Origin of the sequence: Nocardiopsis sp. NPDC049922 (genome assembly GCF_040660275.1) — a bacterium.
In the GTDB taxonomy this organism is placed as follows: Bacteria; Actinomycetota; Actinomycetes; order Streptosporangiales; family Streptosporangiaceae; genus Nocardiopsis.
The window spans coordinates 56100-80732 of the sequence record NZ_JBFAME010000006.1 but is presented as its reverse complement, the minus strand read 5'-3'; the positions used below and the strand labels follow the sequence as shown (position 1 = coordinate 80732).

Genomic DNA, 24633 nt, shown 5'->3' with positions numbered 1-24633 from the left:
CCTCGGTCGCGAGGGTCGGAGTCCTGATCAGACCTGGTCGCGCAGTCAGTCACTTGGTGGCGGTACGCCCGACCTGGGGTTCGAGGCCGACCGAGGTCAGATACTGGCGAAGAGGGATGGCGTGGGCTCTCGTGAGGTCGCGCCAGCGCGCGTGATCGCGAACGGTGTCCGGATCCCGAGTCACCTCGATGTGTGTCAGTGCGCCGGACTCGTCGTAGACCATGATCGCGGTTCGTTCGTCGTCGAAGAGCCAGAAGTCGATGGTGGGAACGCCGAGTTCGTCAGCCAGGCCGCGGGGCAGGATGCGGACGTCTTCCCCGTCTTCGACGTTCGATGGATAGGCGCAGGTCATCTCGAAACGGACGTACTCGGTCAGCGGTTCCGTCACCACGTGTACCCGGCCGATCGTGGCTCCTCGCTTCCTGATGGTGCGTACACGAGCCGTCCACCGAGCGCGCCAGGTCGAGTCTTGAGGCTGACCTGCGCGGAATCGCGCTAGCGGCTCACGTTCGCTCGGTGAGTCGTAGAAGTCCAGAGTCTCCAGTCGAAAGACCTGGTGCTGGAAATCATCGAAGGTGTCCTGGAACTCGGACATCATCAATCTGGTCATTCGCGTGCTCCATGGCTTCGGGTTCGTGATGGAGGAGTCGGAGGCATCCATCCGGTGGATCATGGCGACTGGCACGCCCACTCCTGGAGTTGGTCGCGAGCGGAGTCCCCGAACACCGCGTGCTCCTCGTACATGGCGAACAGTTCCCGGTAGGCCGCCACGTCGCGCGGGTCGCGAAAGGCCAGGCGGCCGGTGAAGATCTCCACCGTCGCGAGTCGGTCGTCGTACACGGTGAACGTGTTCATCGGGCCGCGTGGGAGTACCGTGCCGTGCGGGATCACGCCCACGCGCACGGCGTCGAACCGGGATACCTCGATCAGGTGCTCCAGTTGTTCAGCCATCCCCCGTGGCGGCAGGATCGCCCATCGGGCCGCCTGTTCGGTGAGGAGGAAGGTGAACGAACGCGCCCCGGCACGGAGGATCTTCTGCCGGGCGATCTTCTTCGCCACGGTGGTCGAGACGTCACCCGGTGCGTGGGTCAGGCTGGCCCTGATGTACTCCGGGGTCGCCAGCAGTCCGGTGATTATCGTCGGCAGGAAGTAGCGGGCTTCGCTGGCCGAAGTCTCCAGCGCAGCCAATTCCTCTTGTTGCGACTCCAGTCCTTTACGCCACAGCGCTCGGGTTTCCAGCCACTCGGTGTTCGCCTTCCTCGCTAGGGCAAAGACCTCGTGAGATTGGTCTGCTGTCACCCCCAACGCAGTCAACATGCGGTCCAGATCGATCATCGTCGGGGTGAGCCGACCGTTCTCGATCTTGCTGATCTTGCTCTGGGACATGGCGCAGCGCCGGGCCAGTCGCTCTCCTGAGAGACCGACCGCCCGGCGCAGTTCCCGAAGTTCCTGACCGAGGTTCCTTCGGGCCGCCGCGAGTTCGTCAGGTTCTAGCGCCACCCTGAGACTCTACGTACGTCGCGAACGGAACGCTCGCCTCGATGGCGATCCGCTTCCACTCCTGATAAGTGGCGGGATCGTCGTCGAGCAGTTCACGGTTGATCTGGGTGCCGTCGGGGCGGTAGTTGAGGCGGACGATCCGGGCCTCATCGAACATCCAGAAGTCGAAGTCCGGCAAGCCCAGATCCGTTTCGGTCAGGTCCAGGACACGGATGTCCTCACCGGCCGCGATGTTGCCCGGGATGCCCCAGGCGAACTGGTAGCGCTGGTAGTCCGTCAGGGGCTGTCGGACGATCCGGACTCGTCCGACGTACTTCCCAGCCGTGCGGTACCCCCGTACCCTTTCGTGCCACCTGGCGTTGTGCCCATCGGGTTTGGGCTCACCGCGAAGGAAGCGGGCGAAGCTGTCCGCCTCCCCCGGCATGGTGTAGGTGGGTTGTACCTCCAGACGCCACGCCTCCGATTCGAAGCTGTCGAAGAACGCGTTCCACTTCTCACCATCCAAGAGCACGGAATGCCTCCTGAAGAACGTGGCGGGGAATCTCCACGAGGGACTCCCCTCGGGGCGGAGTGAATCCGGTGTAGGTGTCACCTTGGACAACGATGCTACCGCTGTCTGACAGGTAGACGTTGGGGCAGTCGTGGCTGTCGCAAGCGCTGCCATCGCCACCACCCGTGAGGCGGATCAGTCCGGGTTTGGGGGTCATCTACGCTCCCAGGCGTGTTCCGAAGGGGATGCCAAGCTATCGCCCTCACGCACGCGCGTCCAGTGTCTCCAAGGAATATTCCCGAAGTGGAATAGATCGGCCTGAGTGTAAACCCGAATCATCGCTCCGGTGGGTGTGATTATTCGATTTCGGGAATGACTCTGCCCTTTGCTTCGCCGGGTTCGTATGATCTCCATGTCCGATCCGAGGAATCACGAAATTCGTGAATCGGACTTTTCTATCGGAAGTCATCCGTTCTCGCACGCAGAAGAGCTAAGGAGATCAGCAACGATGCCTCGCACAGTAGTCACCGACATCATCTCCCCGGTCGGCGGTGTGTCCCAGCCGTTCGGCCTCACCCGCTGTACCGCGCCTGCCCCGGAGGCCAGCTACGACGTCTCGGGGATCGACTACGACACGGACTCCCAGATGTCCGTGCGCGACGGATCCCCCTTGATCGAGCAGCCGATCCTGGGAACGGCCGTGCAGTGCACGGTCACCACCACAGAGGACATGCAGACGTGGACCGACCAGATCGAAGACGAGTAGACACACGCGGAGGCCACCCGTGACCGTCCTGGTCCTGACACGACGGCTGGATCCCACCGCCGACCTGGTGATCCGCGAACTCCACCGGTGCGACGTGCCGGTTCTCCGATGTGACCCTGGGGACTTCCCGGCATCGACCGAACTGGAGGCACACGTCTCGGAAGCCGGAACGGTCACGGGGCTGCTCCGTCTGGAGCAGCGGGAGGTGCTCCTGGAAGAGATCACCTCCGTGTACTACCGGCGCCCTACCCCACACCGGGCACACCCTTCCCTGCCGAGTGGGGAGCGGCGTTGGTCCGAGCGCGAGGCAGTGGCTGGTTTCGGCGGGGTGCTGACGGCGCTTGGTCGCCCCTGGGTGAATCACCCGAATCGGAATGCGGCCGCCGCGCACAAGCCTCACCAACTGGCCGCGGCCGCACGGGCGGGGCTGTCCGTACCGGAAAGCCTGATCACCAACATCACCGACGCCGCCCGCCACTTCACCTGTGCACGGAGGGAGACGGTCTACAAGTCGATGACGGGCGCACCCGACACGGGTGGAGGGACGGGACCGAACACCGCGCTGTACACCACACGTGTCACCGAGGAGGAGATCACCCCGGGAGTTGCCGCTACGGCCCATCTCTTCCAGACGTGGGTGGACAAGGCGTACGAGGTGCGGATCACCGTCGTCGGCCCCAGGCTCTTCGCCGCGCGCATCGACGCGGGAAGTGCTCGCGCACACACCGACTGGAGATCGGACTACCGCAGCCTCAGCTACCGCCTGGTTGAGCCACCGAGACACGTCGCCGTGGCGGTGCGTCGCCTGATGTCCGACCTCCACCTGACGTACGGCGCACTCGACTTCGTCGTCACACCCGAGGGCCGCTGGGTGTTCCTGGAGCTGAATCCGAACGGGCAGTGGGGCTGGATTCAGCTCGCCACCGGCCAACCCATCGCCGCCGCGATCGCACACGAACTACAGGAGAGCAGTACATGACCCGCTCACGCACGCCGAGCTCGAATCAGGTCCCCCACGCGGACCGGCTGGCCGAGGAACTGCTCGCCAAGGGCAGCCTGCGATCCCCCGCATGGCGGCACGCCTTCGCCACCGTGCCCCGCCACCTCTTCGTCCCGGAGTTCCACGTGCGGACGGAGGAGGGCACGGTCTCCTACACCGACCGGACCCCGGGCTGGCTGGAGGCGGTCTACAGCGACAGCACCCTCATCACCCGCTTCTCCCCGGAAGGGCTGGCCGTCAGTTCCTCCACCGAACCCTCCCTGATGGCGCTGATGCTCGAACACCTCCAGGTGGAGGACGGCATGCGGGTCCTGGAGGTCGGCGCCGGGACCGGCTACAACGCGGGCCTGTTGAGCGAACGCGTCGGGTCGGCGCTGGTGACGTCGATCGACCGCGACCCGGAACTGGTCGAACGGGCTCACGTGTCCCTGGCCGCAGCGGGGTACGGGCCCACCGTCGCCGTGGCCGACGGCGCGCACGGCTACCCGCCGAACGCGCCCTACGATCGCATCCTGGCCACCTGCGGACTCGGCCGCGTCCCCGCGCCGTGGCTGGAGCAACTGACCGGGAGCGGCCTGATCCTGGCCAATGTCGGCCTGGGCCTGGCGCGACTCCACAGGAGAGGGGACGGGACCGCACACGGCCGCTTCCTCCCCGACGCCGCTGGTTTCATGCGGCTGCGTTCACCGTCGACGCCGGGTGTGCCGACACCGCAGGAAGTGCTCCGTGCGACCCGGGGTGAACCCGATCGGGTGCGCGAGGCGGGCGAGATCCCCGGCCTGGACGACCACGCGATGTCGGAGTTCCTGCTGTCCCTGTTCCTGCCGTTCGGCACCCGTGTGGTGCGGCACCAGGCCGACCGGGAGGTGCACTGCGTGCTCGACGCCGCCTCGGGCGCGTGGGCGCGCGCCGAGGTCGACGAACACGGGCGGGCGGTCGTCGCCGAACAGGGAGACACGGGCGTCTGGGACGCCTTCACCGAGCTGCTGGGCGGTTGGGACGACGCGGGCCGTCCGGGGATCGGCCGGTACGGGCTCACCGTGTCGGCGGAGGGGCGGCACCTGCTGTGGCTCGACCGGCCGGAGGGCGGGCGTCGGTGGGATCTCGACCCCGCCCGGACATCCGGGCGGTGAGACACGGGCGTGCGGCGCGCCTCCGGTCGCGGCCCCGTACCTGGCGCCATCGACTCCTTGGTTTCCCGGGGCGAGCCCGAGGACCCAAGGGCGGTCGATGATCGCGTCAAGCATCGGCAGCTGAATGGTTTTCCTCTCCGCGTTCCGAGGTCTCGTCGGTATGAGTGGTACGCGAAACACATCCGTGCCTCCGGGACTCCCGTGTTCGCGTCAGTCCGCGACCCGAAACACCCGGGCGGCGTTCGTGCGACCATGGACGGGAAACGCGAGATATGCCCGAATTCACCAGGCGGAGCGGCATCAAGGCGATAGCGGGTGCCGCGGTCGGCGCCGCTGTCCTCCCTGCGGCGTCGAGGGCGGCGGCCGCTGAGAAGTCGATCGCGGACCATGTCCTTTATTGGAACAAGGTCCTCACCGGTGCGTTTCGTCAAACGCACGGAGGGCCGGGGCCGATCTCCCGTGCGGGGGCGATGATGAATGCGGCGATATACGATCTCGTCGGTTCCTTCGAGTCCTATGGAAGGATTTATCTGACCGACACGAGTGACCTCATCGGCGGCAGGGAAGGGGCGCTGAACCCCGCGATCGACCACGCCGCGCACAGGACGCTGGAGGCCCTCTTCCCCCGTCTGGACTTCTCCGACGACCTGCGCGCCGCCCTGGGAGCGCACCGCGGCGGCTCACGCGACCACACGCTGGGCCGGTGGGCCGGACGCCGGACGGCGGCCGCCATCCTCCGCCATCGCAGGGACGACGGCTGGGACCGCACCGTCGAGTACGTGCCGGTCCTGAAGCCGGGCCACTGGCGGCCGGACCCGAGCGTTCCCGTCGTCGAGCCGCACTGGGGCAGGGTCCGGCCGTTCGTGTTGGAGCGCGGCTCACAGCTGCGCCCGGAGCCCTGGGGCGGGTACGCGAGCACGAGGGAGCGCCTGGCCAGCGAGCGGTACGCCGAGGAGGTGGAGCTGGTCCGGACACTCGGCGGCGCCGACTCGACCGAGCGCACGCCCGACCAGGCCGAGATGGCCCGGTTCTGGGCCAACGACCTCGACGGCACCTACAAGCTCGGCCAGATGTACGAGCACACCGGCATCCTGGTCCGGACGCACAGGCCGTACGCCTCCACCGTCGACACCGCCCGGCTCTTCGCCCTCCAGGCGGTGGCGATCGCGGAGGTGATCATCACGGCCTGGGACTCCAAGTACGAGACCGAGGTCGACCACTGGCGTCCCCACCACGCCATCCGGATGGCGGACACCGACGGCAACCCCCAGACCTCGCCCGATCCGGACTGGCAGCCGTTGTCCGCCGACACCAAGGGCCGTCACTTCGCCCCCAACCACCCCTCGTACCTGTCCGGCCACGCGTCCGTGGCGGGTGCCTGGGCCGGGGCGCTCTCCCACCACTTCGGCACCGCCGATCTCGACTACACGGCCACGACCGACGACCCGCACGCCGTGGGGGTGACCCGCCATCTGCCGAGCATCACCGCGGCAGCCCAGGAGGTGGCGGACAGCCGCCTCTACGCCGGGTGCCACTACCGCCTGACCAACGAGCGCTCCCTGGAACACGGCTACGAGGTGGCCGAACACGTCGCCCGTGCCCTGGGGTGATCCGATCCCCGGCTTGAGGGGGCGACGGCCGCACCGGACCCCGGTCCGGTGCGGCGACGCCCGCGCCGGATCACCCCAGACTGGCGAGCTTGCCCTCCAGGACGGTCCGCTCCTGGTCGTTGCCGCACAGCGTCACCGCGTGCTCCAGCTCGGTGCGGGCCTCGTCGGTCCGCCCCAGGCGGGTGAGCAGCTCCCCGCGCACGGTCGGCAGCAGGTGCGTCCTCGCCAACGATCCGTCCGCCGCCAGCGCGTCCACGATCGCCAGCGCCGCGGCCGGTCCCCGGGCCATCGACACCGCCACCGCCCGGTTGAGGTCGACCACCGGCGACGGAGCGATCCTCCCGAGCGCCTCGTAGACGACCACGATCCGTTCCCAGTCCGTCTCCCCGACCGACGGGGCGACCGCGTGGCACTCCGCGATCGCCGCCTGCAACCCGTACGCGCCCAGGCCCCGGCCGCACCGCTCCGCGCCTGCCAGGGCGGCGCGCCCCCGCCGGATCGCGTCGCGGTCCCACCGGCGCCGGTCCTGGTCCTCCAGCAGCACCGGCCGTCCCTCCGCGTCGGTGCGGGCCGGGAAACGCGCGGCCGTCAGCTCCAGGAGCGCCAGCAGACCGTGCGCCTCCGGCTCGTCCGGGACCAGCCGGGCCAGCACCCGCGCCAGGCGCAGGGCCTCGGAGGCGAGGTCGAACCGGATCAGCTGGTCGCCGGAGCTCACCGTGGACCCCTCGGTGAAGATCACGTAGACCACGTTGAGGACCGATCCGAGCCGCGCGGCGCGCTCCTTCGCCGAAGGGAGACCGAACGGCACCCGCGCCGCCCCGAGGGTCTTCTTCGCCCGCGTGATCCGGGCCTGCACGGTCGCGGTCGGCAGCAGGAACGCCCTGGCGATCTGGTCGCTGGTCAGACCGCCGACCACGCGCAGCGTGAGCGCCACGCGCGCCTCCCGCGACAGCACCGGGTGGCAGGCGGTGAACATCAGCGCGAGCACGTCGTCGTCGATCTGGTCCGGATCCCACAGCACGTCCTGGTCGTCCCCGCTCGCTGGGGCGGTCGCGCCCCCGGACGCGATGCCGCCCTCGTCCAGGTCCCGGGCGAGGGCGGCGTAGCGCTCGTCGCGGGCGGCGCGCCGACGGAAGCCGTCGATCGCGCGCCGCCTGCCGACGGTCAGCAACCACCCCGCGGGGTTGCCGGGCACGCCCTCGCGCGGCCAGGTCACCAGCGCCTCGGCCAGTGCCTCCTGGGCCAGGTCCTCGGCCAGCGCGAAGTCCCCGGTGTAGCGCGCGAGGGCGCCGACGATCCGCGCGGACTCGATCCGCCAGACGGCGGCGACGGCCTCGCGGCCCGTGGGGTCGGTCATTTCTCGTCCGTTCGTCCGCTCAGAGCTGGCCGGTGGCCTCGCGCCACGCCCGCTCCTTCTTGATCCACTCGTTGTCCTGCGGGAACTCGTCGATCGTGGTGACCCGGCGGACCTCGGTCTTGAAACCGGGGCCGCCGCCCGGCATCCGCTTGGCCCACTCGACGGCCTCCTCCTTGGAGGCCACGTTGAGGATGTAGAACCCGCCGAACAGCTCCTTGGTCTCCCCGTACGGGCCGTCGGTGACCACGGGCGGCTCCGAGGAGGAGTCCACGACCACGCCCTCGGAGGGGTCGGCGAGGCCCTCCGCGGCGAGCAGGACACCGGCGCGGATCAGTTCGTCGTTGAACTTGCCGACCGTCTCCAGCATCTCGGTGAGGTCGAAGTCCCCCATGTTCTCCATGGCCTCGTCCGTCGCGCGCATGATCAGCATGTACTTCATGTCTTCGTACTCCTTGGGATGTCCGGGCTCCTCCGTGGAACCCTTGCATGCGTAGGTCGAACCGGGATGACGCGGATCGACACGGTCGTCGAACTTTTTGTCGAACTTTTCTCGGCGGCCCTCGCGGCGTGCGGAGGGCCTTCCTCGACACGGGCGGTGCTGCTACGTTCGCGGGGGGCCGCGCGCCCCGTCCAGGACTGCCGGAGCCGGAGACGGGAGAGTCGTGTCAACACATGCGGGCGGTGTCGTCAAGGCCGCGGACGGCGTCTACTTCGTCGGAGGCTCCCACGTCAACTGGGTGATCCTGGAGGAGGGCGACGACCTCACGCTCATCGACGCGGGCTATCCGGGCTACGCCGACGCCGTCGAGGGGTCGATCCGCCACATCGGCCACCGCCCCGAGGACGTGCGCGCCGTCCTGGTCACCCACGCCCACGTCGACCACATCGGTTCCCTGCCGCGCTTCACCGCGCGCTACGGGACCCCGGTGTACATGGACGCCCGCGAGGTGCCGCACGCCGCCCGCGAGTACCTCCAGCAGGCCACCCCGGCGACGATCCTGCCGCACCTGTGGCGTTCCGGCGTGGCCTCGTGGACCCTGCACGTCGTGCGGTCGGGCGGCACCAGCAAGGAGCCCGTGCGCGCCCTGCCGTTCCCGAACGAGGGGCCGCTCGACCTGCCGGGCCGCCCCGTTCCCGTGCCGACCCCCGGCCACACCTCCGGACACAGCTGCTACCACCTGCCCTCGGCGGGCGCCGTGGTCACCGGGGACACCCTGTGCACCGGCCACGCGATCTCCCGGTTCGAGGGTCCGCAGACGCTCCCGTCGCTCTTCCACCACGACCGCGAGCGGATGATGGGCGCGCTCGACACGATCGCCGGGCTGGACGCCGACATCGTTCTGCCCGGACACGGCTCGCTGGCGCGTGTGCCCGTGGCCGAGGCGGTCGTGACCGCCCGCGCCAACGCCGCCCGCACCTGGTGAGGGTCGCCCGGCGGGGGGATCGTCAGCCCGTGGCGGGCAGGCTCGCGTAGGTGGCGACGGAGACCAGGACGAACAGGGCGCCGACGAGGACCGTGGCGGCCGACGCCCAGCGCGCGGCGGCCCTCGTGTGCGCGCCGCTGCGGAACAGTGACACGGCGCCGGCGAGGATGGCCAGCGCGCTGAGACCGCCCGCGACCATGACCTCGGCGCCGAGGAGGGGCAGCTGACCGGCGTCGTCCAGTCCCGCGTCGGTGAGGACGAACCAGCCGAAGAGCTCGAAGAGCCGCGAGTTGAAGATGACGGGCGAGAGGAGCAGCAGCCCGATCACACTGAAACTCTCGGCGGAGAAGACCCCGCCCATCGTGGAGGACGGCGGTACGGGCGTTCCCCTGAGGAAGATCTCACTCGCGTCCTCGACGCTCGCCGCGTCCACGTCCGACGCGTCGGACGTGTCGTCCGCCGCCGTCGTGGTGGTCGTCGGCTCGGCCGTGTCGACGACGGTGTCCTTCGCCTCGTCGGCGCCGTCCGTGCTGGGCTTCTTGTCATCCTGGGAGGTGCTCACCGCGCCAAACTACCCCGCGCGTCCCCCTCTCCGGAGGCTTCATAACGCACACTCCGTGGCCACTTTCGGCCATCTGGTGAGCAATGGGACGATCCGGAGAAAAACAATCATGTGTGCTTGTTTTTTTGTGTGTGCGGTGTCACCCTCGATCCATGACTGCGACACCAGCGCCCCCGCTGCGCGTCGGAAACGCCTCCGGTTTCTACGGCGACCGTTTCTCCGCCGTCCGCGACATGCTCACCGGCGGCCCCCTGGACGTCCTCACCGGGGACTACCTGGCCGAGCTGACCATGGCGATCCTCGGCCGCGACCAGCTCGCGGACCCCGGCCGCGGCTACGCCAGGACCTTCCTGAGCCAGATGCGCGCGTGCCTGTCCCTGGTCATGGAGCGCCGGATCCGGGTGGTCGCCAACGCGGGCGGCCTCAACCCGCGCGGCCTTGCCGACCGGCTCACCGAACTCGCCGACCAGCTCGGTCTGGAGCCGCGCATCGCCGTCGTCACCGGTGACGACCTCCTCCACCGCGCCGAGGAGCTGGGCCTGGGCAGCCCGCTCACCGCCAACGCCTACCTCGGCGCCTTCGGCATCGCCGCCTGCCTGGACGCGGGCGCCGACATCGTGGTCACCGGCCGCGTCACCGACGCCTCCCTCGCCGTCGGCCCCGCCATCGCCCACCACGGCTGGACCCGCGACGACCTCGACGCCCTGGCCGGGGCGACCGTCGCCGGACACGTCATCGAGTGCGGCGCCCAGGCCACCGGCGGCAACTACGCCTTCGCCGCCGACCTGCGACGCGACGGCCACGACCTCGACCGCCCCGGCTTCCCCCTCGCCGAGATCCACGCCGACGGCAGCGCCGTCATCACCAAGCACCCCGACTCCGGCGGCGCCGTCACCACCGGCACCGTCACCGCCCAGCTCGTCTACGAGATCGCCGGACCCCGCTACGCCGGACCCGACGTCACCGCGCGACTGGACACCGTCCGCCTCGACCAGGAGGGCCCCGACCGCGTCCGGATCAGCGGTGTACGCGGGGAGGCGCCGCCCCCCGACCTCAAGGTGGGCCTGACCGGCCTCACCGGGTTCCGAGGCGAGGTCGAGTTCCTCGTCACCGGCCTGGACGCCGAGGACAAGGCCGCGCTCGCCGAACGCCAGATGCGCACCGCCCTCGCCTTCCGCAGACCCGGGGACCTGCGCTTCGAGTTCACGCCCGCGCGCGACCCGCACGCCGCCGACCAGGAGGCCGCCACCGCCCGCCTGCGCGTCGTGGCCCGCGACCACGACCCCGCCACGGTCGGCCGGTCCTTCGGAGCCACCGCCGTCGAACTGGCCCTGGCCAGCTACGCCGGGTTCCACCTGTCCGCTCCGCCCCGGGAGGCCCGCCCCGACGGGGTCGCCATCACCCACGCCCTCGTCCCCGCGACCGAGGTGGAGCACACCGTCATCCTCCCCGACGGCGCCACCGCCGTGATCCCGCCGCCGAAGGCCACGCGCGACCTCGCCGCCCTCCCCGAACCCCCGTTCCCCGACCCCCCGCCGACCGGCCCGGCCACCCCCGCGCCGCTCGGACTGGTCCTCGGCGCCCGCAGCGGGGACAAGGGCGCCGACGCCAACCTGGGCGTGTGGGCGCGCACCGACGCGGGCTGGCGGTGGCTCGTCCACACCCTCACCGTCGACCTCCTGCGCCGACTGCTCCCCGAGACCGCCGACCTCAGGATCACCCGCCACCCCCTGCCGAACCTGCGCGCGGTGAACTTCTGGATCGAGGGCCTGCTCGCCCCCGGTACCGCGCGCCGCGAGGGTCTCGACCCCCAGGCCAAGGGGCTGGGGGAGTGGCTGCGGGCCCAGCGGGTGCCCCTGCCCGAGCCGCTGCTGGAGGAGGTGGCGCGGTCATGAGTTCCCGCCCGTCGCCCACTGCCACCGTCCGCCCGTCGCCCTCCACCGCCCCCACGCCGCCCACCACCCCCGATCGGCGGTCCTCGGCCGCGGTACTCCCCACCCGCCTGGACACCGCGGGACCCGCCTACGCCGAGGCGCGCGCGTCGATGCTCGCCGCCCTCGCCGAGATCGACGCCGAACACGCCAGGGCCGTGGCCGGGGGCGGGCAGCGCTACGTGGAGCGGCACCGGTCACGGGGCGGCCTGCTCGCCCGCGAACGGATCGAACTCCTCCTGGACGAGGGCAGCCCCTTCCTCGAACTCTCCCCCCTGGCCGCCTGGGGCAGCGACTTCCACGTCGGGGCCAGCGTCGTCACGGGCGTCGGGGTCGTGTCCGGCACCGAGTGCGTCATCGTGGCCAACGACCCCACCGTGCGCGGCGGGTCCAGCAACCCGTGGACGCTGCGCAAGTCGGCCCGCGCGGCGGAGATCGCCGAACACAACCGCATGCCGCTGATCAACCTCGTGGAGTCCGGCGGCGCCGACCTGCCCACCCAGAAGGAGATCTTCGTCCCCGGCGGACGCACCTTCCGCGACCTGACCCGCCTGTCCGCCGCCGGGGTGCCCACGATCGCCCTCGTCTTCGGCAACTCCACCGCCGGGGGCGCGTACGTCCCGGGCATGTGCGACCACGTCGTCATGGTGCGCGAGCGCTCGAAGGTCTTCCTCGGCGGCCCGCCGCTGGTCAAGGCCGCCACGGGGGAGGAGAGCGACGACGAGTCCCTGGGCGGAGCGCGCATGCACGCCGAGGTGTCCGGACTCGCCGACCACCTCGCCGAGGATGAACGCGACGCCCTGCGCATCGGCCGCCGTATCGTCGCCCGCCTCAACCGGCGCAAACCGGGCGCGCCTCCCGCCGCGCCCGCCGCCGAGCCCCTCTATCCGGCCGAGGAACTGCTCGGCGTCATGCCGCCCGACCTCAAGGTCCCGGTCGACCCCCGCGAGGTCATCGCCCGGATCGTCGACGGCTCGGAGTTCGACGAGTTCAAACCCGCCTACGGCTCCGGCCTGGTCACCGGCTGGGCCGCCGTGCACGGCTACCCGGTCGGCGTCCTGGCCAACGACCACGGCGTCCTGTTCAGCGCCGAGGCGCAGAAGGCCGCCCAGTTCATCCAGCTCGCCAACCGGGCCGACACGCCCCTGGTCTTCCTGCACAACACCACCGGCTACATGGTCGGCCGCGAGTACGAGCAGGGCGGCATCATCAAGCACGGCTCCATGATGATCAACGCCGTCTCCAACAGCACCGTCCCGCACTTCTCCGTGCTCATCGGCGCCTCCTACGGCGCAGGGCACTACGGTATGTGCGGACGCGCCTACGACCCCCGGTTCCTGTTCGCCTGGCCCAGCGCCCGGTCGGCCGTCATGGGGCCGCGCCAGCTGGCCGAGGTGCTCTCGATCGTCGCCCGCCAGTCCGCCGCCCGGAAGGGACAGCCCTACGACGAGGACCAGGACGCCGCGATGCGGGAGATGGTCGAGCGCCAGATCGAGGCCGAGTCCCTGCCCCTGTTCCTGTCCGGTCGGGTCTACGACGACGGCGTCATCGACCCCCGCGACACCCGCACCGTCCTGGGACTGTGCCTGTCCTTCGCGCACAACGCCCCCGTCCGGGGCACCGACCGCTTCGGCGTCTTCCGGATGTGACCCCGAGAGGAGACCCGACGTGCACCGCCCCGAACCGCCGCCGTCCCCGGCCGTCCCCGCCGCCACCCCCGTGTCCGCCCTCCTGGTCGCCAACCGCGGCGAGATCGCCCGCCGCGTCCTGCGCACCTGCCGCGCCCTGGGGATCGCCACCGTCGCCGTCCACGCCGACACCCCCGCCGAGGCCGCCGCCGCGCACGTGGCCGAGGCCGACGCCGCCGTCCGCCTGCCCGTCCCCGACGGCGCCGGACCGGCCGCCGCCTACCTCGACCCCGGCGCCCTGGTCGACGCCGCCCTGACCGCCGGCGCCGACGCCGTCCACCCCGGCTACGGCTTCCTGTCCGAGAGCGCCGACCTCGCCCGCGCCGTCGTCGACGCCGGACTCACCTGGGTCGGCCCGCCCCCCGACGCCATCGCCGCCATGGGCTCCAAGACCCGCGCCAAGCACATCGCACGCGAGGCCGGGGTCCCCGTCGCCGCCGCCCTGGACCCCGACGAGGTCACCGCCGACCACCTGCCCGTCCTGGTCAAGGCCGCCGCCGGGGGAGGCGGACGCGGCATGCGCGTCGTCCGCGACCTCGCGGACCTGCCCGACGCCGCCGCCTCCGCCCGCGCCGAGGCCGCCGCCGCGTTCGGCGACCCGGCCGTCTTCTGCGAGCCCTACGTCGACCACGGCCGCCACGTCGAGGTGCAGATCCTCGCCGACGCCCACGGCGCCGTGTGGGCCCTGGGCGAACGCGACTGCTCGGTCCAGCGCCGCCACCAGAAGGTGATCGAGGAGGCCCCCGCCCCCGGACTCCCCGACCCCCTGCGCGTCCGCCTGCACGAGGCCGCCCGCGTCATGGCCCGCGCGATCGGCTACGTCGGCGCCGGGACCGCCGAGTTCCTCGTCCCCGTCCGCGACGACGGGCCCGACGACCCCGTCTTCCTGGAGATGAACACCCGCCTCCAGGTCGAACACCCCGTCACCGAGTGCGTCACCGGACTCGACCTGGTCGAGTGGCAGATCCGCGTGGCCGAGGGCGAGCCCCTGCCCGACTCCGGCCCGCCCGCCCCGCGCGGCCACGCGATCGAGGCCCGCCTGTACGCCGAGGACCCGCGCCGGGACTGGCGGCCCCAGACCGGGACCCTGCGCGCCTTCGACGTGCCCGCCGCCACCGCCGCCTTCGCCCCGCTCACCGCGCCCGGCGTGCGCCTGGACAGCGGCGTCGAGCCCGGCGACACCGTCGGCACCGACTTCGACCCCCTGCTCGCCAAGGTCATCGCCCTGGGCCGCGACCGCCGCGACGCCCTGCGCCGCCTGTCCGCCGCCCTGGCCACCGCGCGCGTGCACGGCGTGGGCACCAACCGCGACCTGCTCGTCCGCGTCCTGCGCCACCCCGACTTCACCGGTGCCGACCACCCCGACCCGTCCCGCCGGGCGCGCCTGACCACCGGCCTGTTGGACGGGGACCGGCTCACCGCGCTCTCCCGACCGCTCGCGGACACCGACACCGCACGCCTCGCCGCCCTGGCCGCCAGCCTGTCCGCCGCCGAGGCCGCCCGCGCCTCGACCCCCGTCCCGGCGGGCGTCCCGGCCCACTGGCGCAACCTCCCCTCGCGCCCGCACACCCGCCAGCACCTGCGCGCCGGGGGCGACGGGACCCCGATCACCACCGCCTACCGCACGACCCGCGGCGTCCACACGACCGACGAGCCGGGGGTGCGCGTCCTGTCCGCCGCCCCCGACCTGGTGCTGCTGGAGGTCGACGGGCTACGCCGCCCCTTCACCGTCCACGGCTACGACGGCGACCCCGACGTCCACGTCGAGTCCCCCCTCGGATCGGTCACCCTCATCCCCGTCGACCCCCTGCCGGCCCCCGAGGCCGCCGTCGACCCGGGCGCCCTGCCCGCGCCCATGCCGGGCACGGTCACCGCCGTGGACGTGGCCGTGGGGGAGAAGGTGCGCGCGGGACAGACCCTGCTGCGTCTGGAAGCCATGAAGATGGAGCACCGCGTCACCGCTCCCGCCGCCGGTGCCGTCCGGGACCTCCCGGTCGCGACGGGACAGCGGGTGCCCGCCGGGGCGCCCCTCGCCGTACTCGACTACCAGGACCACGAAGGGACGCACACGTGACCGGGGCCATGACCTTCGACGAACCGTCCGAACGCCGCGAACTGCGCGCCGCCGTCGCCGCGCTCGCGGACAAGTACGGGTCGGACTACTACAGATCCCGCGCCCGGGAGGGCGCCTACCTCACCGAGCTGTGGGAGGAGGCGGGCCGCCTCGGCTACCTGGGCGTCAACATCCCCGAGGAGTACGGGGGCGGGGGTGGCGGCATCGGTGACCTGGCCGCCGTCCTGGAGGAGTTCGCCGCCGCCGGGTGCCCCACCCTGATGATGGTGGTCTCCCCGGCCATCTGCGGCACCGTCCTGTCCCGCTTCGGCACCCCCGACCAGCGCGACCGGTGGCTGCCCGGCCTGGCCACCGGCGAGACGATCATGGCGTTCGCGATCACCGAACCCGACGCCGGTTCCAACTCCCACCGCATCACCACCACCGCCCGCCGCGACGGCGACGGCTGGGTGCTCGACGGCCGCAAGACGTTCATCTCCGGGGTGGACGTGGCCGACGCGGTGCTGATCGTCGCTCGGATCGAGGACGAGGCGACCGGCCGCCTGAGCGCGGCGCTGTTCGTCGTGCCCACCGACACCCCGGGGTTCGAGGCCCGCCCGATCGAGATGGACCTGGTCAGCCCCGACCACCAGTTCCAGCTGTTCATGGACGACGTCCGGCTGCCCGCCGACGCCCTGGTCGGGGACCCCGAGGCGGGGCTGCTCCAGCTCTTCGCCGGGCTCAACCCCGAGCGGATCATGGCGGCCTCGATGGCCACCGGAAGCGCCCTGCACGCCCTGGGCAAGGCGGTCTCCTACGCCAGGGAGCGCACGGTGTGGCGGGACACCCCCATCGGGGCCCACCAGGGGCTGGCGCACCCGCTCGCGCAGGTCAAGATCGAGACGGAGCAGGCCAGGCTGATGACCCAGCACGCCGCGCTCCGCTACGATTCCGGCGACGACGCGGGGGCCGGGGAGGCGGCCAACATGGCCAAGTACGCCGCCGCCGAGGCGTGCGTGCGATCGGTCGACCAGGCGGTGCAGACCCTCGGCGGGAACGGCCTGGCCAGCGAGTACGGTCTGGGCGCGGCCGTCGTCGCCGCGCGCCTGGCCCGGATCGCCCCGGTCAGCCGGGAGATGGTGCTCAACTACGTGGCCCAGCAGTCCCTCGGCCTGCCCAAGTCGTACTGAACGGATCGACCGTGCGGGCGCGCCGCCCCCTGTCCGGGGTGCGGCGCGCCCGCACACCGCAGTTGAGGGGGCGCGACGTGGGCACCGAGCTCGACCGGGAGCCACGACAAGAACGCAGCAGGGCCACCCGCGCGCGGCTGCTGGACGCGGCCGTGCGCTGCCTGGCCGAGCGCGGTGTGGCGGGGGCGACGGTCGGCGCGGTCGCCGAGGCGGCCGGGGTGTCCCGGGGCGCGGCGCAGCACCACTTTCCCACCCGGGACGACCTGTTCCTGGCCGCGCTGGGTCGGATGGTCGACAGCCGCGGCGAGGAGCTGCGCCGGGGGGCCGAGGCCGTCCCCGAGGGGCCCGACCGCACCGAGGCGGTCGTCCAGATGGTGGTGGCCGCGTTCAGCGGCGAGGACTTCCACGCCGCGCTCCAGCTGTGGACCGGGGCGGCCAGCGACCCCGCGCTGCGTGACCGGATCATCCCGATGGAGGAACGGATGGGACGCCGGATCCACCGGGCGGCCGTGGAGCTCCTGGGGGCGGACGAGTCGGTTCCGGGGGTGCGGGAGGCGGTCCAGGCGACCCTGGACCTGGCGCGCGGGCTCGGCCTGGCCAACCTGCTCAGCGACGACAGCGCACGTCGGCGGGGGATCGTGCGCCAGTGGGCGCGGATGCTCGACCAGGCGCTGGGGCGGGATCACGGGTGAACGCCCGGCTCCGCGCGGTGTGCACGCGCTCACGGGTGTCTATGATCGGAAGCGGTCGGATGCGACCCGACTCGGGGACATACGGGAACGAGACCGGACGGACGGTGTGACGGTGGGTGCGGAAACGGGCCGGGACCTGCCCGGCCTGGCCAGGCAGGCGGTGGACGCGTTCGCGGAGAGCGCCGCGCGGGGCAGGGACCGCGACGCCCTGATGGACTCCGCGTTCGCCGCGCTCTTCGAGCTGTACCGGGCCACCACGGCGGCCGAACGCGGCTCCCCGGCGGGGCAGAACTTCAACGCCACCCTGGCCGAGCTGCTGGTCAGCGGGAACAACCCCGCCCGGATCAGCCTGTACGTGGTGCGCACCCAGACGGCGGCGGAGAACGGTCGGCACGAGGGGTACCGGCCCGCGTGCTGGCGGCGGTCGATGCTCCAGATCCTCGGCGACGCCTTCGTCCCGTGGGACCGGTTCCTGCGCCCGGGGGACCTGGAGGCCGTCCCGCGCATCGACGACGCCCTGGTCGAGGTCGCGGCCGACGCCAGCCCGGTCAGCGGCGAGGAGGTGCCCGCGTGGGTGCCGGAGTCGCACTGGTGGTGGTGGGAACCGGCCCGCCAGGCCCAGGCCGCCGACGTCGAACGGGCGGACAGCGGTCCGCTCGACGCCGTCGTGGGCGAGTGACCCGGTAGCCCGCTCGTCCGGCGGACCCTACGCCGTGCGGTACGCGATGAGGTCGCGGTACCACCGGAAGGACTCCTTGGGACGGCGTTCCTGCGTCGCGTGGTCCACGTGCACCAGCCCGAACCGTTGGTGGTAGCCCTCCGCCCACTCGAAGTTGTCGGTGAGCGTCCACACGAAGTACCCGCGCACGTTCGCGCCGCGCGCCCGGGCCCGGTCCACGGCAGCGATGTGGTCGCGCAGGTAGGCGATCCGCTCGGGGTCGGGCACGCGGCCGTCCGGGGTGACGGCGTCCGCCCGCGAGCACCCGTTCTCGGTCACGTACAGCGGCGGCAGCGCGTCCCCGTACCGCTCACCCAGCAGAACGATCAGCCGCTCCAGCCCCTCAGGCACCACCGGCCAGCCGAACGCGGTGGTCGGCGCCCCCGTGATCTCCGCGAAGTCGAACGGCAGCCCCGCCCCCTCGGCGGGCGCGGCGACGCGGGTCGGGTTGTAGTAGTTCACGCCCAGACCGTCCGCGCTGTCCGCGATCAGGTCCAGGTCCCCGTCGCGCACGCCCGGCGCCTGATCCACCCCGAAGGCCGACAGGTCCGGGTAGCCGCCGGAGAGCAGGGGATCGGTGAACAGCCGGTTGTGCAGGGTGTCGTAGGCGTCGGCCGCCGCGCGATCGGCCGTGGAATCGGACGCGGGGTCGACGGGGGAGTAGTTGTTGGTGAGCAGCGCCTCCAGACCCCGCGAACGCAACTCCCGCGCGGCCAGCCCGTGCGCCAGCAGCTGGTGGTGGGCGACCGCCAAGACGTCCGGCACGTCCATGGCCCTGCCCGGGGCGTGGATCCCGAACGCGTGCCCGTAGGCCATGTGCACGACCGGCTCGTTCAACGTGATCCAGCGCCGCACCCGATCGCCCAGCGCGTCGGCGGTGGCGGCGGCGTAGGCGGCGAACGCCTCGGCGGTGTCGCGGTTCGACCAGCCGCCCGCCTCCTCCAGCTCCACCGGCAGGTCCCAGTGGAACAGGGTCGGCAGCGGCTCGATCCCCCGTTCCAGCAGCGCGTCCACCAACCGGTCGTAGAAGGCCAGGCCGGGTTCGTTCACGGGGCCGCGGCCGTGCGGGACCACGCGCGGCCAGGAGACCGAGAACCGGTAGGCGGTCACGCCGAGCCGGTCCAGCAGCTCCACGTCCTCGGCCCACCGGTGGTAGTGGTCGCACGCCTCGGCCGGGGTGTGCCCGTCGCGGACGGCGCCGGGGCGCAGGTGGAAGGCGTCCCAGATCGACGGGGTGCGCCCGTCCTCCGTCAGGGCGCCCTCGACCTGGAGCGCGGCGGAGGCGACCCCCCACAGGAACGGTGACGGCACGGTGGTGTCCTCTCGGGTCTGGGGCCGCCTCACGCGACCCCGCGGATCTTCCAGACGAACGCGGCGCCCAGCACGGTGAGCACGCCGCACACGGTGTACAGCACCGGGTAGCCGCCCAGGTGCACGACGATCGGACCGGCCAGCGCGGGGGCGATCACCTGGGGCCCGGCGCTGGCGATGTTGACGATGCCCAGGTCCTTGGCCCGCCCGTCGGCACTCGGCAGGACCTGGGTGACCAGGGCGTTGTCCACGGCCAGGAACACTCCGAACCCCACCCCGAGCACCACCGCGCTCACCAGGCTCATCGACCACGTGGGGAAGGCGGCGAGCAGGAACGCGGGCACCGCCATCACCCCGCCGGACAGCGCGACCATGCCCCGGCGGCGGCCGATCCGGTCCGAGACCAGCCCCGCCGCCACGGTCGTCGCCACGACCGCCACCGTGTAGACGGCGATGAGGACCAGCAGCCCGTCCGCCGCCGACGAGCCGGGGAAGAGCTCCTCGTAGCCCACCCCGTCGCGCAGGAAGTACAGCAGGTAGAGCGTGAACACGGCGTTCCCGGTCTGCATGAGGAACCGGGTCAGCCAGGCCCAGCTGAAGTCGGGGTGGTGGCGCGGGGAGACCCACAGGCCCCGGACGAGATCGCCCCACGGCGGGCGGGCCGAGCGCGGAAGCGGAGGATCGGGGGCCAGGAGGGCGAACGGCAGCGCGCAGGCGAGCAGGAGCACGCCGATCAGCGTGTACCCGGGCGCGGTGCCGCTGACCACCGTGGTCACCAGCAGCACCGCGACCACCACCCCGGCCGACTGGGGGACGCCGATCCAGCCCGAGACCGCGCCGCGCTGGCGCACCGGCACGTGGTCGGGGACGGCGGCGAGCAGGGTCGCGTTCAGGCAGGCCAGCGCGCCCTGGACGAACGACCAGCCGACGAGCACGCCGACCGCGCTCTCCTGCCGCCCGAGTGCGACCAGCCCGATCGCGCCGAGCACCGCGCCCGCGACGATCCACGGTCGGCGCCGCCCGAACCGCCCGGTGGTGCGGTCCGACAGCGCCCCGGCCAGCGGGGTCGCGGCCATGGCGATCGCCGCGCCGACCCCGGTCACCCAGGCGAGCACGGCCTCCTTGGCGTCGGGGGCGATGAGGCCGACCTGTTCGGGGAGCAGGACCTGGAGCGGGCCGAAGAAGCCCATCCACATGCCGAGGTTGGCCAGGCAGATCCCCGTGATCCAGGGGGCGCGCACCGGCCGGGTGGGCTCGGCCAGCGCGGCGGGCACGGGGGAGCGACCGTCGGGCGGAGGGTCGGGGGAGGGGGATCGCGCGGGGGGTGTGCGCACGGACGACCTACCTAACGTGAATTTCCCTCATGTTATGAGGATCACCTGCGCCGCGGAAGTCCCCGCGTGCGGAAGCTCCGCGCGGGCGCCCCGCTGGAGCCGCCCGGCGTGCGCGGGTCGGTGCGGCGGCGAAGGCGGGAGGTATCAGTAATCAAGTTTGACTAGTGAGGCTCATCCCGCCTACGCTCGCCGAGTAGTCAAGATTGATGAGTTGGGGGACGGTCATGGTCGAACGCGGCGGGACGACGGGAGACGAGTTCGTGAGGGTGCCGGGCGCCCCACGGGAAGGTGCCTCCGCTCGGCGGATGTCCGAAGGAGACACGGTGGCCGAGGGCGGTGGTGCTGTCCTGGGCCAGGGTGGGAGAGCGTCCGACGTCGAACGGGGCGGTACGTCGGCTCAGCGGTTCTCCGGGGGAGGAGTGATGACCGAAGGCGGCGGTTCGACGGAGGGCCGGGGCGCGACGGCGTCCAGCCCCGAGCGCGGGAGCCGTCCCGAGCGGCGATCGCCCGGCGTGCGCGCCAACGAGACGGTCGTCCCGGTGCTGCACTGCGTCGACCCGGAGGCGACGATCGCCTTCTTCCGTGCGATCGGCTTCGAGGTCACCTACGACCAGCGCAGGCCCTACCTCTACCTCGCGCTGCGCTGGAGCGGCTTCGACCTGCACTTCGGCCGCCCGCCGAAGGGCCTCGACCCCTCGATGGAGCACACCGGCGGGTGCCTGGTCATGGTCGACGACGTCGCCGCCTACCACGCCGCCATCACCGAGGGCATGCGCCGGACCTACGGCAAGGTCCTCGGCCGCGGCCTTCCCCGCGTCACCCGCTACCGACCGGGCGCGAGCCGCTTCACCCTCATGGATCCCTCCGGCAACTCCCTCATCTTCATCCAGCGTGGCGAGCCCGAGGAGGTGGAGTACGGCGGTTCACCGGACCTTCCCGCGTTCGCCCGGGCCCTGGACAGCGCCCGGATCCTGCGCGACTCCAAGACCGACGACCTGGCGGCGTCCCGGCAGATCACGTCGGCGCTGCGCAGGCGCGGGGACCAGGCCACCGACGTCGAACGCGCCACGGCCCTGGCGATGCTGGTCGAGCTCTCCACCGCTCTGGGCGACCACGAGAAGGCGGCGAAGCTGCTCGACGAGCTGCGCGGGATCGCCCTCACCGAGGAGGAGCGGCGCGTGGTCGAGGCGGAGCTGCGCCATGCGGACGACCTGCGTCGCTGGCTCGGCGAGGACACGGGAGAGTAGGGGGCCGATCGGCTACGCGTCCCCGGCCAGCAGCCCCTCGAACGGCGCGCCGCCCTCGCCCGCGAAGGTGTGCGCGCCGCCCTCGATCCGCCGGATCAGCGCGCGGGTCCACGCGGCGTCGGACTCCGCCGTGTGCGTCCACAGGTCCATGATCTCCCCGATGTGGCCGTCCCTCTCGGGCCCGCGCTCCGGGTCGTAGTGGTCGAGGACACCTCCACGCCAGGACTCCAGACCGGCGACGCGGCGGCGCAGCAGTCCGAGCACCTCCTCGCGCGGCAGGTCCACCATGAACCCGAGCGCCGCCGACAGCACGTCCAGCCGTTCGTCGTGGCTGGACAGCGCAGCACGCAGCAGTGCGAGGTACTCGTCCACGCCGCGCGCGGTGATCTCGTACTCCGTGCGCGGCGGCCCGCCGGCGGTGGACGGCGCGACCTCGTGCGAGACCAGCAGCCCCTGCCTGGCCGACTGCTTGAGCGCGTGGTAGACCGACCCCGGCTTGGCCGTCGACCACTCGTGCGCGCCCCAGTGCTCCAGGTCGGCGCGCACCTGGTAGCCGTGGGCGCGGCTGTGCAGCCGGACCGCGCCCAGCACCAGCAGCCTGATCGCCGACACGCTCCCGCCCCCGTTCAGGCCCGACTCGGCGCGGGGTCGCCCTGGCGCGCGTGCTCGGCGCCCAGGGCGATCGGCGCGCCCAACCACGCGTCACGCAGACCGAAGGCGTTCACCAGCGTCACGGCGTAGGGGCGCAGTCCCCGGCACAGGTCGTTGACCGCCTGGCTGACCGCCTTGGCCCGGTTCGTGGACAGGCGCTCGTGCTCCAGGAACCAGGCGCGTTCCTCCTCGACGACCGACAGCACGTACAGGTCGCACACCCGGTTGAGCAGCTTGGCGGTCGCCTGGTCGCCGCAGCGGTCGATCCCCGCCACGAACGCCTCCAGCACCACCCGGTCCATGTGCGCCCGCCCCGCCGCCAGGACGTGGTCCTGGGCCCGGTTGAACACCTCGAAGGCGTCGCTGCCGTCACGCCGTGCCCTGCGCAGCCGCCGTGCCAGCCCCTCGATCACGTGCTTCTCGCGGTCCTCCAGCAGCTCCAGCTGCCAGCCCCGGTTGTACAGGTCGGCCTCCTCGCCGCGCCCGGGGGCGGCGGCGATCAGCCGGTCGATCAGCGGTTTGGCCGCCGTGCGCTCGATGACGCCCTCGAACACCCGCCCCGCCATGAACCGGACGAGCCCCAGCTGGTCCAGGTCGCCGAAGGACTCCCGGAAGTTGGTCAGCAGGCCCTTGGTGAGCTGTTGGAGCAGGACCGTGTTGTCGCCCTCGAACGTGGTGAAGATGTCGGAGTCGGCCTTGAGCTGCGGGATGCGGTTCTCCGCCAGGTACCCGGCCCCGCCGCACGCCTCACGGCAGGTCTGGATGGTGCGGGTCGCGTGCCAGGTGGCCACCGCCTTGAGGCCGGCGGCCCGCGACTCCAGCTCGCGCTGGGCGTGCTCGTCGCGCTCGGCGGCGTGGGACAGCTCGTGCAGGCGGGTGACCAGCTCCTCCTGGGCGAAGTGCAGCGCGTAGGTGCGCGCCAGCGCGGGCAGGAGCTTGCGCTGGTGGGCGAGGTAGTCCAGGACGTGGACCTCGCGCTCGGGCTCGCCGTCGGCCGCGGGCCGGGTGAACTGGCGGCGGGTGTCGGCGTAGCGCGTGGCGATGGCCAGGGCCGCCTTGGTCGCCGTGCCCGCGCCCCCGGCCACGCTGATGCGGCCCCGGATGAGGGTGCCGAGCATGGTGAAGAAGCGCCGGTTCTCGTTGTCGATGGGGCTGGAGTACGTGCCGTCGGCGGCGACGTCCCCGTACCGGTTGAGCAGGTTGGTGCGCGGCACCCGCACCCGGTCGAACCACAGGCGGCCGTTGTCGACACCGTTGAGTCCGGCCTTGGCCCCGCAGTCCTCGATGCGCACGCCCGGCGCGGGCGAGCCGTCCCCGTCGCGGATCGGCACCATGAGGGCGTGCACGCCGTGGTCGGCGCCGTCCGTGCGCAGCTGGGCGAAGACCACCGCCATGCGGCCGTCGCGGGCGGCGTTGCCGATGTAGTCCTTGCGCGCCGACTCGTCGGGGGTGTGGACCACGAACTCCTCGGTCGCCGGGTCGTAGACGGCCGTGGTGCGCAGGTGCTGCACGTCGGATCCGTGGCCGGTCTCGGTCATCGCGAAGCAGCCGGGGAGGTCGAGGCTCATCACGCCGGGCAGGTACTCGGCGTGGTGGCGCTCGGTGCCCAGCGCGCGGATCGCGCCGCCGAACAGCCCCCACTGCACGCCGACCTTCACCATGAGGGACATGTCGGCGACGAGCATCTCGAAGGCGACGACCGAGGCGCCGATGTCGTCGCTGCCGCCGACCGCCTCGGGGAACCCGTAGGCCGGGACCTCGGTCTTGGCGAGCGCCTTGAGCTGGGTGAGGACGCGGGCGCGGTGGTCGTCCACGGACAGGCCGTGGACCGGGGCGAACTCGTCGCCCTGGAGGAGGTCGCGGGCGCGTTCGCGGATCCTCGCCCAGCGTCCGTCCAGGAGGCCGCGCAGTTCGGCCTCGTCCACGCTCAGTGCCCGGTCGCTCATGGTCTCCCCCTGGTGGTGCTCGACGGCGCG

At 72.1% G+C, this 24633-nt stretch carries 22 protein-coding genes; 12 read left to right on the top strand and 10 right to left on the bottom strand.

The genetic code is table 11. The features are described 5' to 3' along the window. Positions 1–49 precede the first annotated feature (49 nt). The 3 genes from AB0I72_RS13175 to AB0I72_RS13165 are packed head-to-tail and all read right to left on the bottom strand — an operon-like array spanning position 50 to position 2011. Entirely contained in the window at positions 50–685 is a 636-nt protein-coding gene (locus AB0I72_RS13175) for a DUF6879 family protein (RefSeq protein ID WP_358566871.1), read from the bottom strand. Continuing rightward, positions 670–1500, bottom strand: a complete 831-nt coding sequence (locus AB0I72_RS13170) for a helix-turn-helix transcriptional regulator (protein ID WP_358566868.1) — start codon at positions 1498–1500, stop codon at positions 670–672. The genes AB0I72_RS13175 and AB0I72_RS13170 overlap by 16 nt, the downstream gene beginning before the upstream one ends. Then, positions 1484–2011 (bottom strand): DUF6879 family protein, encoded by a 528-nt coding sequence (locus AB0I72_RS13165; RefSeq protein ID WP_358566865.1) that lies wholly within the window; start codon positions 2009–2011, stop codon positions 1484–1486. The genes AB0I72_RS13170 and AB0I72_RS13165 overlap by 17 nt, the downstream gene beginning before the upstream one ends. A 487-nt stretch (positions 2012–2498) precedes the next feature. Between AB0I72_RS13165 and AB0I72_RS13160 the strand changes: the two genes are divergently transcribed. The 4 genes from AB0I72_RS13160 (at position 2499) to AB0I72_RS13145 (ending at position 6499) form a co-directional block, all read left to right on the top strand. Next, positions 2499–2756, top strand: coding sequence for a hypothetical protein (locus AB0I72_RS13160; protein WP_358566862.1), 258 nt, complete (start codon positions 2499–2501; stop codon positions 2754–2756). Between the two features lie 19 nt (positions 2757–2775). Further along, the gene (gene tgmB, locus AB0I72_RS13155; protein ID WP_358566859.1) at positions 2776–3735 is read left to right on the top strand and encodes an ATP-grasp ribosomal peptide maturase; all 960 of its coding nucleotides are present in this window, start codon (positions 2776–2778) and stop codon (positions 3733–3735) included. Then, positions 3732–4889, top strand: coding sequence for a methyltransferase domain-containing protein (locus AB0I72_RS13150; RefSeq protein WP_358566856.1), 1158 nt, complete (start codon positions 3732–3734; stop codon positions 4887–4889). Before tgmB ends, AB0I72_RS13150 begins: the two co-directional genes overlap by 4 nt. Before the next feature lie 473 nt (positions 4890–5362). Continuing rightward, positions 5363–6499 carry a vanadium-dependent haloperoxidase gene (locus tag AB0I72_RS13145; protein ID WP_358566852.1) on the top strand — a complete coding sequence of 379 codons (1137 nt, stop codon included), beginning with the start codon at positions 5363–5365 and terminating at the stop codon, positions 6497–6499. A 70-nt stretch (positions 6500–6569) separates the two neighbouring features. On the opposite strand, the gene AB0I72_RS13140 is transcribed toward AB0I72_RS13145, so the two are convergent. Together AB0I72_RS13140 and AB0I72_RS13135 are read right to left on the bottom strand one after the other, a co-directional pair. Next, positions 6570–7856: a DUF6596 domain-containing protein gene (locus AB0I72_RS13140; protein ID WP_358566849.1), complete on the bottom strand. Its 1287-nt coding sequence runs from the start codon at positions 7854–7856 to the stop codon at positions 6570–6572. A 19-nt stretch (positions 7857–7875) separates the two neighbouring features. Beyond that, complete coding sequence (locus AB0I72_RS13135; protein ID WP_358566846.1) at positions 7876–8295, bottom strand: YciI family protein; 420 nt, start codon at positions 8293–8295, stop codon at positions 7876–7878. Positions 8296–8518: 223 nt separating this feature from the next. On the opposite strand from AB0I72_RS13135, the gene AB0I72_RS13130 reads away from it, so the two are divergent. Then, complete coding sequence (locus AB0I72_RS13130) at positions 8519–9280, top strand: MBL fold metallo-hydrolase (protein WP_358566843.1); 762 nt, start codon at positions 8519–8521, stop codon at positions 9278–9280. 22 nt (positions 9281–9302) lie between these two features. On the opposite strand, the gene AB0I72_RS13125 is transcribed toward AB0I72_RS13130, so the two are convergent. Continuing rightward, the gene (locus AB0I72_RS13125; RefSeq protein WP_358566841.1) at positions 9303–9842 is read right to left on the bottom strand and encodes a hypothetical protein; all 540 of its coding nucleotides are present in this window, start codon (positions 9840–9842) and stop codon (positions 9303–9305) included. 152 nt (positions 9843–9994) lie between these two features. On the opposite strand from AB0I72_RS13125, the gene AB0I72_RS13120 reads away from it, so the two are divergent. The 6 genes from AB0I72_RS13120 (at position 9995) to AB0I72_RS13095 (ending at position 18075) form a co-directional block, all read left to right on the top strand. Then, complete coding sequence (locus AB0I72_RS13120; protein WP_358566838.1) at positions 9995–11737, top strand: acyclic terpene utilization AtuA family protein; 1743 nt, start codon at positions 9995–9997, stop codon at positions 11735–11737. 149 nt (positions 11738–11886) lie between these two features. Then, entirely contained in the window at positions 11887–13422 is a 1536-nt protein-coding gene (locus AB0I72_RS13115; protein ID WP_358567578.1) for a carboxyl transferase domain-containing protein, read from the top strand. A gap of 19 nt (positions 13423–13441) precedes the next feature. Then, positions 13442–15535: a biotin carboxylase N-terminal domain-containing protein gene (locus tag AB0I72_RS13110; protein WP_358566836.1), complete on the top strand. Its 2094-nt coding sequence runs from the start codon at positions 13442–13444 to the stop codon at positions 15533–15535. Further along, entirely contained in the window at positions 15532–16704 is a 1173-nt protein-coding gene (locus AB0I72_RS13105; protein ID WP_358566833.1) for an acyl-CoA dehydrogenase family protein, read from the top strand. Before AB0I72_RS13110 ends, AB0I72_RS13105 begins: the two co-directional genes overlap by 4 nt. A 77-nt stretch (positions 16705–16781) precedes the next feature. Next, complete coding sequence (locus AB0I72_RS13100; RefSeq protein ID WP_358566830.1) at positions 16782–17396, top strand: TetR/AcrR family transcriptional regulator; 615 nt, start codon at positions 16782–16784, stop codon at positions 17394–17396. A 106-nt stretch (positions 17397–17502) separates the two neighbouring features. Further along, complete coding sequence (locus tag AB0I72_RS13095) at positions 17503–18075, top strand: hypothetical protein (RefSeq protein ID WP_358566827.1); 573 nt, start codon at positions 17503–17505, stop codon at positions 18073–18075. A gap of 27 nt (positions 18076–18102) precedes the next feature. Here the strand turns inward: AB0I72_RS13095 and AB0I72_RS13090 are convergent, their stop codons facing one another. After that, positions 18103–19425, bottom strand: coding sequence for a GH1 family beta-glucosidase (locus AB0I72_RS13090; RefSeq protein ID WP_358566824.1), 1323 nt, complete (start codon positions 19423–19425; stop codon positions 18103–18105). Positions 19426–19454: 29 nt separating this feature from the next. Beyond that, complete coding sequence (locus tag AB0I72_RS13085) at positions 19455–20759, bottom strand: MFS transporter (RefSeq protein WP_358566821.1); 1305 nt, start codon at positions 20757–20759, stop codon at positions 19455–19457. Between the two features lie 422 nt (positions 20760–21181). Here AB0I72_RS13085 and AB0I72_RS13080 point away from each other — a divergent pair, with 422 nt between their 5' ends. Beyond that, complete coding sequence (locus AB0I72_RS13080) at positions 21182–22006, top strand: glyoxalase (protein ID WP_358566818.1); 825 nt, start codon at positions 21182–21184, stop codon at positions 22004–22006. 12 nt (positions 22007–22018) lie between these two features. Here the strand turns inward: AB0I72_RS13080 and AB0I72_RS13075 are convergent, their stop codons facing one another. Further along, complete coding sequence (locus tag AB0I72_RS13075; protein ID WP_358566815.1) at positions 22019–22618, bottom strand: PadR family transcriptional regulator; 600 nt, start codon at positions 22616–22618, stop codon at positions 22019–22021. 14 nt (positions 22619–22632) lie between these two features. Further along, positions 22633–24603 (bottom strand): acyl-CoA dehydrogenase, encoded by a 1971-nt coding sequence (locus AB0I72_RS13070; RefSeq protein ID WP_358566812.1) that lies wholly within the window; start codon positions 24601–24603, stop codon positions 22633–22635. Between the last annotated feature and the right edge of the window lie 30 nt (positions 24604–24633).